Origin of the sequence: Congregibacter sp., assembly GCF_047617445.1 — a bacterium.
GTDB lineage: Bacteria > Pseudomonadota > Gammaproteobacteria > Pseudomonadales > Halieaceae > Congregibacter.
Genome location: NZ_JBLGBE010000008.1, coordinates 15,338 through 28,858, shown reverse-complemented (window position 1 = coordinate 28,858; position 13,521 = coordinate 15,338). Strand labels below are relative to the sequence as shown.

Genomic DNA, 13,521 nt, shown 5'->3' with positions numbered 1-13,521 from the left:
GACCTTGACTCAGGGAGACAGTCTAACTTACGAAACTCGCGATACGGTGACGGGAGGCGCGCTTGCCTCGTCCGCGAGTGATGACAAGGAGCCAGCACTCAAGGGAGCTCAAATTCTCGCTAAATGCCTGGTCGCCGAAGGCGTGGACACTTTGTTTGGGTATCCCGGGGGGGCCAATCTCGAGATTTTCGATGTGCTGCCGCAGTTTGGTATTCGCTGTGTTCGCACAGAGCATGAGCAGGGCGCTGTGCATGCTGCCCAGGGCTATGCTCGAGTTACCGGGCGTCCGGGGGTTTGCCTGGCAACCTCAGGGCCGGGTGCCACGAATCTGGTCACCGGAATTGCGGATGCAAACAGCGACTCCACACCATTGGTCGCGATTACTGGCAATGTGCCTTCGCACCTGCTGGGTAAAAACGCGTTCCAGGAGGTGGATATCGTTGCAGTTACCGACGCGATCACCAAACGCAATTATCTCGTTAAGCGAGTAGGTGACATTCCAGAGGTGGTTCGAGAAGCATTTAGTCTGGCTGGTGGTAATCGTCCGGGCCCGGTGTTGATAGATATCCCCAAAGACATACAGCAGCAGTATCCCAAGGATCCGGACGGTAACTATTTGGTCCCCCGCATTCCGGCGGTCATTGAAGCACCAGAACCGACCATGTCCGGTATGGAGACAGCTCAACTAGAAGAGTGCATACGCCTGATTCGCGAAAGCGAGCGTCCTGTGATCTACGCCGGTGGTGGCATTGGCGTTGCCGAAGGCGAAGCGACCTTACTGGCCTTTGCCGAAAAGGCCCAGATTCCTGTGACCTGGACGATTATGGGTGTGGGCTGTTTTCCGCCGGATCATCCGCTTTCTATTGATGTGCTTGGAATGCACGGCGCCAAGTATGCGAACCGAGCGATTTACGAGGCGGATGTGGTGCTCGCTTTAGGTGTGCGCTTTGACGATCGCGTTACGGGGAATGTTGCCGAGTTTGCCAAGCATGCCCGCATCGTACACATCGATATCGACCGTAGTGAGCTCAACAAGAACAAGACGGTCACATTGCCCATCCAAGCTGATCTCAAGCCGGCTTTGCAGCAAATGTTGGATGCCTGCGATCCCGTTGCTTCCCGTCCATGGGTGGCGACCGTCAATGATTGGAAGCAGAAATATCCCTATCCCGAGTCGAAATCTCAGGGCTTAAAGCCCCAGCATGTTATCCGTGCGCTGAGCGAGGCTACTGCCGGAGAGGCGATTGTGTCTATGGGCGTCGGCCAGCATCAGATGTGGGCTATGCAGTTTTATCGTTCCACACAGCCGCGCTCCTTTTTGAGTTCGTCGGGATTTGGAACTATGGGGTACGGCTTGCCCGCGGCTATCGGCGCTAAAGTGGCCGCCCCAGAGCGTCAGGTTATTGATATCGACGGCGATGGTTCCCTTAATATGACGATTCATGAGTTATCGACCTGCCATCGATACGGTATTGGTGTCAAAACGGTGGTGATCAACAATCAATGGTTAGGCATGGTCCGGCAGTGGCAGGACATGATTTATGACTCACATCGAGCCGGATCTGATCTGTCTGACCCCATGGCGGTCAAGTCCAGCGACGATAAGGACATTTATCCAGATTTTCTGAGTATCGCGAAGGGCTATCGCGTGACGGCGGAGCGAGTGCGCCGCGCTGAGGATCTCCCGGCAGCCATCGCACGGATGTTGGCTGACCCCCACGAGCCTTACTTACTGGACGTTATTGTGGATGCGGAGGAGAACGTCTATCCGATGATTCCTGCCGGCGGTAGCTACCCCGACATTATTATGAGCGCCGAGGATCTGGCTCAAAGTGATTCCAGCGCTCAGGGCAGTAATATCTAGATTGAGCCGGATTTTGCTCTGTCACTGAGCTTCAAGGTCAAAAAATGGTCTTATTACCACTGGGGAACTTTTCCAGAACTCTGTAACATTTCTGTCAACCTTGAGTTCTACTCTTGTCTCGAACTGATCATCCCATCCCACTTCGGAGGCTCTTCCGTGAAGAAATCCCTTTCTCAATTGTTTGCTCGCAAAGCGCTTGTGCGTGCTATTGCTGGCGCTTCCGTAATCGCCGGCGCCACTCTCGCAGTTCCAGCTTATGCACAGGAAACCAGTGCAGCAGTTCGTGGCGTGGTCACCGATGCCAGCGGCCAGGCTATTTCTGGCGCCGAAATCGAAATCAAGAGCCTTTCTACGGGTTTCACCAAGCGTGCCACGACAGATGACACGGGCAGCTACTTTGTTCGTCAGTTGCCTGCGGGCGTTGAATATAGTGTCTCGGTGAAAGCGTCGGGGGAGGGCAGCGCGCGCACTGAACGCTTGCCATTGACCGTCGGCGAATCGGCGGAGATGAACTATCGTCTTGGCAGTGGTCTGGAAGAGGTTGTGGTGCTGGGCCGTGCTGTGAACGTGGCTGTCACCGCTATCGGGCCAAACGCTGTGTTTAGTGCGAGCGACCTGCAGGATTCCCCGGCGATTAATCGAAACATCACCGACGTTATTGGGCAGGACCCGAGAATTTATATCGACCAGTCCGGTAGTGCCGATGCAATCCAGTGTAACGGTGCAAACCCACGATTTAACAGCCTCACGCTTGATGGTGTTCGTTTGAATGACGGTTTTGGTCTTAACTCCAATGGCTATCCCACGCAGCGTATGCCTTTCCCCTTCGATGCGGTATCCAGTGTTGCAGTAGAAATGGCGCCCATGAGCGTTGTCTACGGTGGATTCTCCGCCTGTAACATCAACGCGGTGACCAAATCGGGCGGTAACGAGCTCTTCGGTTCGGTGTTTATGGATTACACCAGCGACGCCATGCAGGGTGATTCACTTGAAGGTGAGAGTGTCGAAGTACCCGATTATGACGAGACCCGTTACGGCTTTGAAGTTGGCGGTGCGCTGATTAAAGACAAGCTGTTCTTTTATGGAGCATACGAAAAGTACGAAGGTGTCGACTTCAACAACCGCGGTGCGATCGGGTCGGGCGCTATCAACGAAGTACAGGTCAGTCAGGCGCAGCTTGATGAGATCAGGCAGATTGCGAACGACGTCTACGGCTACGCGCCCGGGACCAGCTCACCGGGTACCTTTGATTTTAAAGACGAAAAATATATCGCCAAACTGGACTGGTACGCTACTGATACTCAGCGCGTAGCACTGACGTATAACTACAACGATTCTTTCAATGTGACGGAGTCGGACGGTGACCTGAACGAGTTCGAATTCGCGGATCACTTTTACAATCGCGGCGCTGAGCTGGAGACAATGATTGCCAGCCTGTACTCCGACTGGACACCTAACTTCTCCACCGAGCTGCGTGCTGCACGCACAGACGTTAATTTTCTTCAGGCGCCACGCGCGGGCAACGACTTCGGTGAGATCCGGGTCGAGCTGGAAAACGCTGACGTGTACTTCGGTGGCGACGACAGCCGACATGCCAACGAACTTAACTACACCATTGACCAGTTAGTGTTTCGCGGTCGTTACCAGCTTGGGGCTCACACGATTACCGGTGGTATCGAGCGTGAGGAATACGACATCTTCAACCTCTTCTACCAGCACGTAGATACAGAGATCCGCTTCGACGGCATTGATAACCTGCGCGATGGTCTGGCCGACCGTGTGTACTACGGAAACGCGCTCTCTAACAATCAGGATGATATTGCCGAGTCCTTCAGCTATGCCATCAACTATCTTTACCTGCAGGATGAGTGGCAGGTAAACGATAAGCTGACCATGACCTTTGGGCTTCGCTACGATCGTTACGAAACCAGTGATGCGCCCAATCTGAATCAGAGCTTTCAGGACAGCTACGGCTTTGGCAACGATCAAACGCTGGATGGCCGTGATCTGATTCAGCCGCGATTCGGCGTCGCTTATGACTTCTCAGAAGAAGTGCAGCTGCGCGCTGGCGCAGGCCTGTTCTCTGGTGGTAACCCGAACGTGTGGTTGTCCAACACCTACAGCAATACCTCTACGACTGCCGTGCAAGCGCGCATCGATGGCGTTGACCTGTTTTCGCAGAACTACGTGAACTGTGAAGAGGGCGTTCCCTCAGGTCCAGGTTACTGTGTGCCACAGGACATTGCGGATATCGTGTCTGCTGGCGACGGTAGCAACTTTGAAATCGTTTATCTTGATCCCGATTTCGAAGTTCCCAGCGAATGGAAGTACACAGCAGGCGTGACTTGGTACGCGCCTATGGACTGGACGGTAACCGCCGATCTGCAAATTAGTCGCGGCGAAGACACTGCGGTCTACAAGCGCGGCGATCTTGAGCAAGTCGGTACCAACGATCAGGGATATCCCGTATTCGACAGCGTGCGCGATGCCTCGTTTGTTCTGACTAACGCCAAGAACGGGAATGAGTCCGAGTCACTGTCATTTAGCGGCTTCAAGAGCTGGGATAATGGTCTGGACCTGCGCGTCGGTTATGCCTGGACACAGGCAGAAGATGTGAATCCCATGGGATCATCGGTGGCGTTCTCCAACTACATCTTCCGGGCCTTTGAAGATCCACAGGGAGATGAGCTGGGAACTTCGGACTGGCAGATTGAGCACCGCGTTACTGCTGTACTGAACTATACCGCAGACTTCTTTAACGGCTATGAGACGCGCGTATCGCTCTTTGGTCAGTGGAACTCTGGCCTGCCCTACAGTCTGACGCTTGACGGTGCTGATGGCACCATCGGTGCCTTTGGCTTCCAGCCCTTCCTGGACTTCGAGCCCAACGTACTGCCTGTCGGTGGAGAGCGTAACGGAGAGACGGGCTCTTCCTTCGGCAAGGTCGATATGCGTATTACGCAGGACTTGCCAGGATTTAGCCCAGAGCATCGCGGCAGCCTCTTTGTTGTCGTGGACAACCTGACCAACCTCGTCAACGACGAGTGGGGCGTCTTTCGTCAGCCCAATCGTCCTGGTGTGACTCAGGCTGATCTGGACAACGGTGCTTCGCAGCAGCGTGTAGGCGGCACCTCATTGTGGAGTATGCGTGTAGGGGTTAACTACAGCTTCTAATACCGCAGCTAGTCTCGAAGCCCCGTCGTCGCAGGACCTCGGGGCTTTTTTGTCACTCTCTTTTGAAACTGCGCGGACCCCGTGCGGTTGACGCGCTCTGTTATGCTCGGCGCTTTATTATCAGGCAATTTGTATGAGTAGTTCCGCCTTCACCACCCTGCCACTTGCTCCGGCACAACTTGAGGCCTTGGCCGCTTTGGGCTATGAGCGTATGACGCCGGTACAGGCTCAGAGTCTGCCACTGGTGCTTAAGGGCAAGGATGTGATTGCCCGGGCCCGCACAGGTAGTGGTAAGACGGCAGCATTTGGTATCGGTCTGCTGCAAACGATTAACCCGCGCTTTTTCGGGGTGCAGGCATTAGTGCTTTGTCCCACACGGGAATTAGCCGAGCAGGTATCCGGCGAGTTACGACGTCTCGCCAGCCGTATGGCCAACATCAAGCTTGTGACGCTGTGCGGTGGTAAACCCTTTGGACCACAGGTAGGTTCTTTGGAGCACGGCGCGCATATCGTGGTAGGTACGCCCGGGCGTATTCAGGATCACCTGCAACGAAAAACCCTGAGCCTTGATGGCCTCAAGGTGCTGGTGCTTGATGAAGCGGATCGCATGTTGGACATGGGTTTTGCTGACAGCATGGAGAGCATCATTAGCGAGACACCCAAGTCTCGACAAACGCTTCTCTTCTCTGCGACTTACCCCGAAAATATTCGCAAAATGAGCGCCTCGATTCAACGTAGTCCCACCATGGTGACGGCGGATGAAGACGTTGCTCATGCAGAAGAAGTCATTGAGCAGCTGTTTTTTGAAGTGCAAAAGCATGAGCGTAACACCACGCTTCTTGCGCTGTTTGAGCATTATCAGCCGGCGAACGCCGTGGTGTTTTGTAATACCAAAAAGCAGTGTGACGAGGTGGCTAAGGTCCTGCGTGAGTACGACATCGAGGCTCGGGCTATTCACGGTGACCTGGAGCAGCGCGAGCGGGACCAGGTGCTTGTGCAGTTCAGCAACAACAGCTGCCCGGTACTGGTTGCTACGGACGTGGCTGCTCGAGGTCTGGATATCAAGGCTCTTGCCATGGTGATTAACTATGAATTGCCCCGGGACCCGGATGTGTATGTGCATCGCATCGGCCGTACCGGACGAGCGGGGGAGACGGGTCTTGCTATGAGTATCGTGATTCCATCGGAGACTCCGCGGATTCGCAGGATTGAGGAGTTTCAAAAGCAACCCTGTGCCTGCGATACGCTTCCGTCTCTGGATCGAAACCCAAACTACTTTCTTAAAGCGCCGATGGTGACGGTTCAATTGGACGCGGGACGTAAGCAAAAGCTGCGTCCGGGAGATATCCTCGGCGCGTTAACCGGGGACGCAGGCCTTGTGGGAACGCAGATTGGTAAAATTTCGATTTTCGATCAATGGAGTTTTGTCGCCCTTGAGCGCGACGCCCTACGTCAGGCCATGAGTTATCTTGCTGATGGCAAGATCAAGGGTCGGAGTGTTCGTGTTCGCACAGTACGCTGAGATTTCACTCGAATCGGTTCCTGTCTATCACTCGCAGCAGGCTCGCTGTGTCAGTTGCCGATAGGGAGGGGGGCGGCCTGCTTTACCGTCAATAGACTAAAGCTTGATTCAATACCCTTTACGCCGGGGAAACGCAGTATCCCCTGCATCGCAATCTCCGAGAAGTGGTCCATGCTCTGAGCGACTACCTTTAAGAGGTAGTCATAGGCGCCGCTCATGGCGTGACATTCAATGATGTGCCGCTCTCGACCCACCTCCTCAAGGAATGCCTGAGTTTTTTGGTCATCGTGCTTCGCCAGTTGTACTTGAACAAAAGCCGTCACCTGCAGCCCCACGCGCCGCTGGTCGATGTTGGCGCTATAACCCGCAATGACCCCTTCTTCCTCAAGCCCGCGAACGCGCCGGAGACAGGGGGACTCTGATAAGCCCACCGCTTGAGCCAGCTCTACGTTAGACATACGGCCCTCCTGCTGGAGTGCTTCGAGTATTCGGCGTTCTGTGCGATCTAGTGTGTGAGACATAAAATTGCTCATTAGCTACAATATTCGGCAGATCATGAGTAATTATGACCACTTAAGGCAACAAAAAGAAGGAATCTTTCGATGGATAGTCTGTAGGCTTGTGTTTCTAAATTATTGCTAATCACTTATCGGAGACGGTACATGGCTGATTTATTCGAAAACCCCATGGGGCTTGATGGTTTTGAGTTCGTAGAGTTCGCTGCGCTGGAGCATGGAGTGCTGGAGCCGACCTTTGAAATGATGGGCTTTTCCCTGGTCGCAAAGCACCGCACCAAGAATGTCGATCTTTGGCGGCAAGGCGGGATTAACTTCATCATCAATTATGAAAAGTCCTCACCTGCCTACTATTACGCTGAAGAGCATGGGCCTAGTGCGTGTGGGATGGCCTTTCGGGTTCGCGACTCCGCGCATGCCTACGAGCGGGCACTAGAGCTTGGCGCTCAGCCCATAGATATTCCCTGCGGTCCTATGGAGTTAAAAATGCCGGCCATTCGTGGAATCGGTGGCGCCATTCTTTATCTCATCGATCGCTATGAGGATGGCACCGCGATCTACGACATCGACTTTGAATACCTGGACGGCGTTGATCGTCATCCCGAAGGCTGCGGCTTTGAGCTTATCGATCACCTGACACACAACGTCTATCGTGGCCGGATGGACTATTGGGCCAACTTTTACGAGAAGCTGTTTAACTTCCGCGAAGTGCGTTTCTTCGATATCAAAGGTGAGTATAGCGGTCTTAAGTCGCGAGCTATGAGTGCTCCAGATGGCAAGATCCGCATTCCGCTCAACGAGGAAGGAAGAGCTGGTGGTGAGGGGCAGATTGAGGAGTTCCTCATGAAGTACAACGGCGAAGGGATTCAGCACATAGCATTCGCCTGCGATGATCTCCCTGCCTGCTGGGATCGCTTGAAGGCGCGGGGCCTGTCCTTTATGACGGCGCCTCCAGAGACTTATTACGACATGTTAGAAGAGCGTCTTCCAGGGCACGGTGAGCCTGTGGAAGAACTCAAAACCCGCGGCATTTTGCTTGATGGCAACACCGAGGGCGAACCTCGTCTGCTCTTACAAATATTCTCTGAAACTTTGGTTGGTCCGATCTTCTTTGAGTTTATTCAGCGCAAAGAGGATGAAGGCTTTGGCGAGGGAAATTTTCAAGCATTGTTTGAGTCCATGGAACGCGATCAAATGCGTCGTGGTGCGCTGCAAACAGACGATGCTGCATAGTTAGCCTTAGCTCCTAACTCGTACTGCTGGCCTGGTAATGTTCGTCAAGCAGCGCGCGCACCCAGGGGTTGTCAAATCGGCGCTTCAAGGTGATCGCGTAAAAGCTCTCGGTCAGTGCATCAAAGTGTTTCGCTTCGACCAATAATCCGCTGTCCAGCTCATCGCGCACAACGATGGGCGGGACTACGGCGATGCCATGATTGGCCCTGGCCAGTAGCCTGATCATGGCCATGTCGTCTACTTCGGCGACAATTTTAGGGCGTATGCCGTTGCGGTCCAACCAGGCATCAAAATTGTTGCGGATGCTGCTTGCTTCAGAGGGCAGAATCAATGGTTGGGTCGTGAGCAGTTCCTTGATATTGGCATCGGCTTTCACTCGGGCGGGGCTGCCGACAATACTCACGGGTTGCTCATCAATGAGATGGGTCAGCCAGGGGATGTCATGGCTCATTGTAGGGGGGGTGTTAACGAGCAGCACATCCAGTCGTAAGTCTTCCAACTCTTTGAGTAGTACTGGTAGTCCATCAGATCGGACCACAATGTCTAAATCGTCGCGCGTGAGTAGCGGAGATAAAAAGCTGACTTGAAAGTTTCGTGAAAGCGTCGCCATGGCGCCTATACGAATGACTTTGCTAGCCCGGGCGTCGATGCCTCGCATGCTTCCCACGAGGTCAGCGCCCGCAGCGAAGATCGTATCGGCGTAGTCCAGAGCAACTCGGCCGGCTTCATTCAGGATCAGTTGCCGCCCCTTACGATCAAATAGCGAGTGTCCTAGTTGCTCTTCGAGCTTCTGGATTTGTACTGACAGTGCAGGGCTACTGATGTGAAGTACTTCGGAGGCACGGGTAAGGCTGCCTTCGTTGGCTACGGTCCAAAAATACTTTAAATGCTTATAATTCAATTGCATATATTGTTTTATTCATGTTGATAATAGAATTTATCGATTAATAATATATTAATCTTTTAGTTAAAACATTCTATTTTTATATTGATTCGGCTTTGCGTACAGTGCGCTCAGTTAACGCATTGAGTAGCGCAGCCATGATTACCTCCATAGCGACAAGTCTAGCGACGCCTATCAATACATTCCTAAGCGTGTTGGTGATGTCCCTGCCAGTTATCTGGTTAACGACGGCCACATTCTGCCGGTCAGGCAGCGACTATCGGCAGGTACGTGCGCGACGAGTCAGTCTGGCAGGCGGTATCGGGGCAATGTTGGCTGCCGTAGCGGCATTGGTGTTTTTGGTTCTCCATGGGCCTACAACGCTTCACGCCCCAGGACTACTTGCTGACGTTCTCTCCCTGCGAATCGATGCGGTGAGCGTGACGATGACCGCCTTGGTGAGCTTCGTGGGTCTGGTGGTGCTGCGCTTTAGTCATAGCTACTTGACGGGCGACTCTGGCCAAGCCGACTTTCTTCGCTACCTAATGCAAACTCTGGCTGCGGTAACAGTCGTGTCCATGGCGGGTAACGTTGTACTCCTGTTGGTCGGTTGGGTCAGCATGAGCTTGTCACTGCACCGACTGCTGGTTTTTTATCCCGATCGCCCCCGGGCGCAACTTGCGGCACGCAAGAAGTTCATCATTGCTCGCAGCGGTGATGTGGTGCTGACCTTGGCTGTCGTGTTGACCGTCAGGGCAACAGGATCCACAGACATCGCTAGTATCGCCAGTGCAGCGCAGGGGCAGGTAGATTTATCCTTAACAGCACCGGCTCTTTTATTGGTGCTCGCGGCATTACTGAAATCAGCGCAGTTTCCTACACACGGCTGGATTGCGGAGGCGATGGAGGCACCCACACCGGTATCGGCACTGCTACATGCCGGGATTGTTAACGCCGGGGGATTTCTGATCATTCGTTTCGCGGATGTGATCTCTGCGAGCGGTCCTGCGCTTTATGCGTTGCTGGTAGTCGGTGGTGTGACAGCGTTGTTTGGGTCGCTCGTGATGATGACCCAGCGAAGTGTGAAGGGCGCCCTCGCGTATTCCACAGTAGCGCAGATGGGCTTCATGTTGCTCCAGTGTGGTCTTGGTGCCTTTTCCTCGGCCATGTTGCACATCGTTGCGCACTCACTGTACAAGGCTCACGCCTTCCTCTCCTCGGGTAGTTTGGTGGATGTGGCTCGCGGTAATGGCTTTCAAGCGAATGCTGCCCCGGTGCGACCCTCTTTGATTCTGCTGAGTTTGCTCATCGCCGGAGCCATTTTTGCACTCTGGAGCACCCTGATCGGTATCACCATAGCCACCAAGCCGGCGATTGTAGGTCTGGGCGCCATATTGGTCTTTGGTGTGATGCATTTAGTGATTCAATCCAGCCGCGGACAGACTTCTGCCCTGGTGCTTGCGCGCGCCACTTGTGCAGCAGCGGTAGTCGCAGGCCTGTACTTTACGCTTCAGGTACTTACGGCAATGGTCTTTGAGAGCAGTGTGCCCGCCGCGGGCCGTTTAGATTCTATCCAGCTCGCCTTGATGGTCCTGATGCTCGTCACCTTCGGCGCGGTGACGGTTATTCAGTGGTACCCGCCCTCAGCCAGAAGCAGTAAGCGCTGGCAGGCATTTTGGGTGCATCTCTCCAACGGATTGTACGTAAACCAACTCTTTAACCAGTTGATAGAGATGCCGCGAGTAAGCGGCGAGCCTCAGCGTTGAGCTCTCAAGAGGACACTCCCATGGCGGCACCCAAAAAGGCCAAAGTCACCACCCTACCGGGTAATCGCGCTCCGGCCCCCAGTGCAATATCCGAGGCACTCGCACGGTCGGTGAAGCGCGTAGCCCCCCTTTGGTCCCTGGAGCACTTTGTTGCGGTAAACCCTTTCTTGGGTTTCACGGAGGAGCGTTTTGAACACGCCGCGCGACGAGTCTCTCTGGCCTGTGACGCTCAGTTGCTGATGCCTCGGAGTTTCTATCGCGAGGAGCTTCAGGCGGGGCGTATGCAGGAGAGCGATCTGTGCATCGCGCTTGCGCAAAGTCCGCACCTTGGAGAGATTACCCTTGAGGCAGTTCTCGAAGGGCTTCAGGTGGAGTGTGATAGCCGTTCGCATGTCGCCATATCAACCTGCGCTGACATCGCTACACAAATTAGCGGTCGCGATTGGTCCTCATTGATAGTCGAGCGTGTATCCCATTGGGCCTCGGGGTATTTTGATGCAGGGCAGGCCATCTGGCCCTCGCCGTTTAGCGATCTTCGGCCCTACGACGCATGGCGCCGAGAGATGGCCATAGACTGCAGTGACACTGTTATGGGCCTTGGGAATGCTCAAGAGTTACTCGCCGGCTTGCCCAAGTCCCCGGAAGCGCTGTGCGCATTCGTGCTGCGCAAGCTTGCCGTACCAGAAGCCTTACTGGATTTGTATCTCCATCGGCTCCTGAGCAGTATTGGTGGCTGGGTGGCATATGCCCGTTATCAAAGCTGGGGGCAGGAGCTGGCCGGCGAGTCGCCCAAGTGGGTTGTGGATCTGCTCGCCATACGCCTCTCCTGGGAGTGGGTGTTGATGCAGGAGTTTGCCAGGGACGGCGCAGAACTAGCCTGGCGCCGAGCTGTGCTGTCACAGGTCGCCAACGCCGATATCGAGCGTCCTCTTAACAGCGATGAAATAATCGATCAAATTGCCCAGGATGCGTTTGAGCTAACCTGGCAACGGGAGGCTATTAATGCCTTGGCGGAAAATGAAAGCACACCCGTTGGGGAACTGCTGCGCCCTTCTACACAGGCGGTGTTTTGTATTGACGTACGTTCTGAGGTGTTGCGCAGAGCTCTCGAGAATGTGGGTACGGATGTTGAGACTCTTGGCTTTGCCGGTTTCTTTGGTCTGCCTATCGAGTATCAACCGTTGGCGGGAGAGGGTGCCAAGGCGCACTGCCCTGTGTTGTTATCGCCGGCGATCGCGATTCAGGAATCGCTACGCGGACAGTCAATAGAAATGACGAATCGCTTGTCGCGTCGTATTCGGATGCGTCGTCACTTGAGCAGTGGTTGGCGCGCGTTCAAAAACTCGGCTGTGTCATGCTTTGTTTTCGTCGAGAGCTACGGGCTTGCTTACGCGTTTAAACTTGCGGCCCATACATTGTGTATCTCGCGCCCAGAGCCGCTTCCTGTGCACCGCGGATTGCCGCCAAATTTGGCTAAGGACCTTGGCCCGCAGCTCACGCCTGTGGATGGCATCGGTGGCGGCATTGGCATCGCGAAGCAGATAGATTTGGCGCAGTCCATACTTCGAGGTATGTCGCTCACCGAAGGGTTTGCGCGCCTGGTTATGCTCGCAGGTCACGGCTCTTCTACAACCAATAACGCACATGCTACGAGCCTGGATTGCGGAACATGTGGTGGCCAAACCGGTGAGGCGAGTGCGCGCTTGGCGGCAATGATTCTGAATAATCCGCCGGTGCGCGAAGGCCTCAGACAACGAGGGATCGATATCCCACAAGACACCATGTTTGTCGCGGCACTGCACAATACGACTACTGACGTGGTTGAGCTTTTTGATCTACCGTCGTTGCCTGAAACTCATGCACAGGACATTGCAGGCTTAGCGGCGAAACTGTTAGAGGCAGGCGAGCAGGCGCGTCAAGAACGCAGCAGACTCCTGGCCTTTGCACCGGGCACAGATCCATTGGCAGGCATGCTCACCAAAAGTCGCGATTGGAGCGAAGTGAGGCCAGAGTGGGGTCTGGCTGGCTGTGCAGGCTTTATCGCCGCGCCACGGTCTATTACTCGAAACATCGATTTGCAGGGGCGTTCGTTCCTGCATTCCTATGACTATCGTCAAGATCCTGACTTTAGCGTGCTGGAGCTGATAATGACCGCACCGATGGTGGTGGCGAGTTGGATTAGTTTGCAGTACTACGGGTCTACCGTCGACAATGCGGCCTTTGGAAGCGGTAACAAGACGCTGCACAATGTAGTGGGCGGTAGTCTCGGTGTATTTGAGGGTAACGGCGGTGACCTCCGGGTCGGCCTTCCAATGCAGTCAGTGCACGATGGACAGAAATTTATTCATGAGCCCCGGCGTTTATCAGTTTTTCTCGCAGCGCCTATTTCGGCGATCAACCGAATTCTGGATAAACACGAACAACTACGGCAACTCGTAGATAACGGCTGGCTTCGTTTATTCGCGGTTTACGATGGTGGTAAAGTTGTTGCCCGCTACAGTGGCAATTCACAGTGGGAGTCAGCGAATACTGAAACCACAGACTCAGCGCCGACGGAGGCCTGA

General features: G+C 54.4%; 8 protein-coding genes. 6 read left to right on the top strand and 2 right to left on the bottom strand.

Annotated features, from left to right (window positions below; genetic code table 11):
- Positions 1-4: 4 nt before the first annotated feature.
- From ilvB to dbpA, 3 genes are all read left to right on the top strand, one after another.
- Positions 5-1,864 carry a biosynthetic-type acetolactate synthase large subunit gene (gene ilvB / locus ACI9KD_RS03665; protein WP_414979800.1) on the top strand — a complete coding sequence of 620 codons (1,860 nt, stop codon included), beginning with the start codon at positions 5-7 and terminating at the stop codon, positions 1,862-1,864.
- Positions 1,865-2,020: 156 nt separating this feature from the next.
- Complete coding sequence (locus tag ACI9KD_RS03660) at positions 2,021-5,038, top strand: TonB-dependent receptor (protein WP_414979799.1); 3,018 nt, start codon at positions 2,021-2,023, stop codon at positions 5,036-5,038.
- 133 nt (positions 5,039-5,171) lie between these two features.
- Positions 5,172-6,560 (top strand): ATP-dependent RNA helicase DbpA, encoded by a 1,389-nt coding sequence (gene dbpA, locus ACI9KD_RS03655; protein ID WP_414979798.1) that lies wholly within the window; start codon positions 5,172-5,174, stop codon positions 6,558-6,560.
- Positions 6,561-6,610: 50 nt separating this feature from the next.
- Here dbpA and ACI9KD_RS03650 read toward each other — a convergent pair whose 3' ends face one another.
- The gene (locus ACI9KD_RS03650; protein ID WP_414979797.1) at positions 6,611-7,081 is read right to left on the bottom strand and encodes an Lrp/AsnC family transcriptional regulator; all 471 of its coding nucleotides are present in this window, start codon (positions 7,079-7,081) and stop codon (positions 6,611-6,613) included.
- A gap of 141 nt (positions 7,082-7,222) precedes the next feature.
- Between ACI9KD_RS03650 and hppD the strand changes: the two genes are divergently transcribed.
- Positions 7,223-8,308, top strand: coding sequence for a 4-hydroxyphenylpyruvate dioxygenase (gene hppD / locus ACI9KD_RS03645; RefSeq protein ID WP_414979796.1), 1,086 nt, complete (start codon positions 7,223-7,225; stop codon positions 8,306-8,308).
- Positions 8,309-8,321: 13 nt separating this feature from the next.
- Here hppD and ACI9KD_RS03640 read toward each other — a convergent pair whose 3' ends face one another.
- On the bottom strand, positions 8,322-9,215 hold the full coding sequence (locus ACI9KD_RS03640; RefSeq protein WP_414979795.1) for a LysR family transcriptional regulator: 894 nt from the start codon (positions 9,213-9,215) through the stop codon (positions 8,322-8,324).
- Positions 9,216-9,349: 134 nt separating this feature from the next.
- On the opposite strand from ACI9KD_RS03640, the gene ACI9KD_RS03635 reads away from it, so the two are divergent.
- Positions 9,350-10,957: an NADH-quinone oxidoreductase subunit L gene (locus tag ACI9KD_RS03635; protein ID WP_414979794.1), complete on the top strand. Its 1,608-nt coding sequence runs from the start codon at positions 9,350-9,352 to the stop codon at positions 10,955-10,957.
- Between the two features lie 20 nt (positions 10,958-10,977).
- Positions 10,978-13,521 carry a YbcC family protein gene (locus ACI9KD_RS03630; RefSeq protein WP_414979793.1) on the top strand — a complete coding sequence of 848 codons (2,544 nt, stop codon included), beginning with the start codon at positions 10,978-10,980 and terminating at the stop codon, positions 13,519-13,521.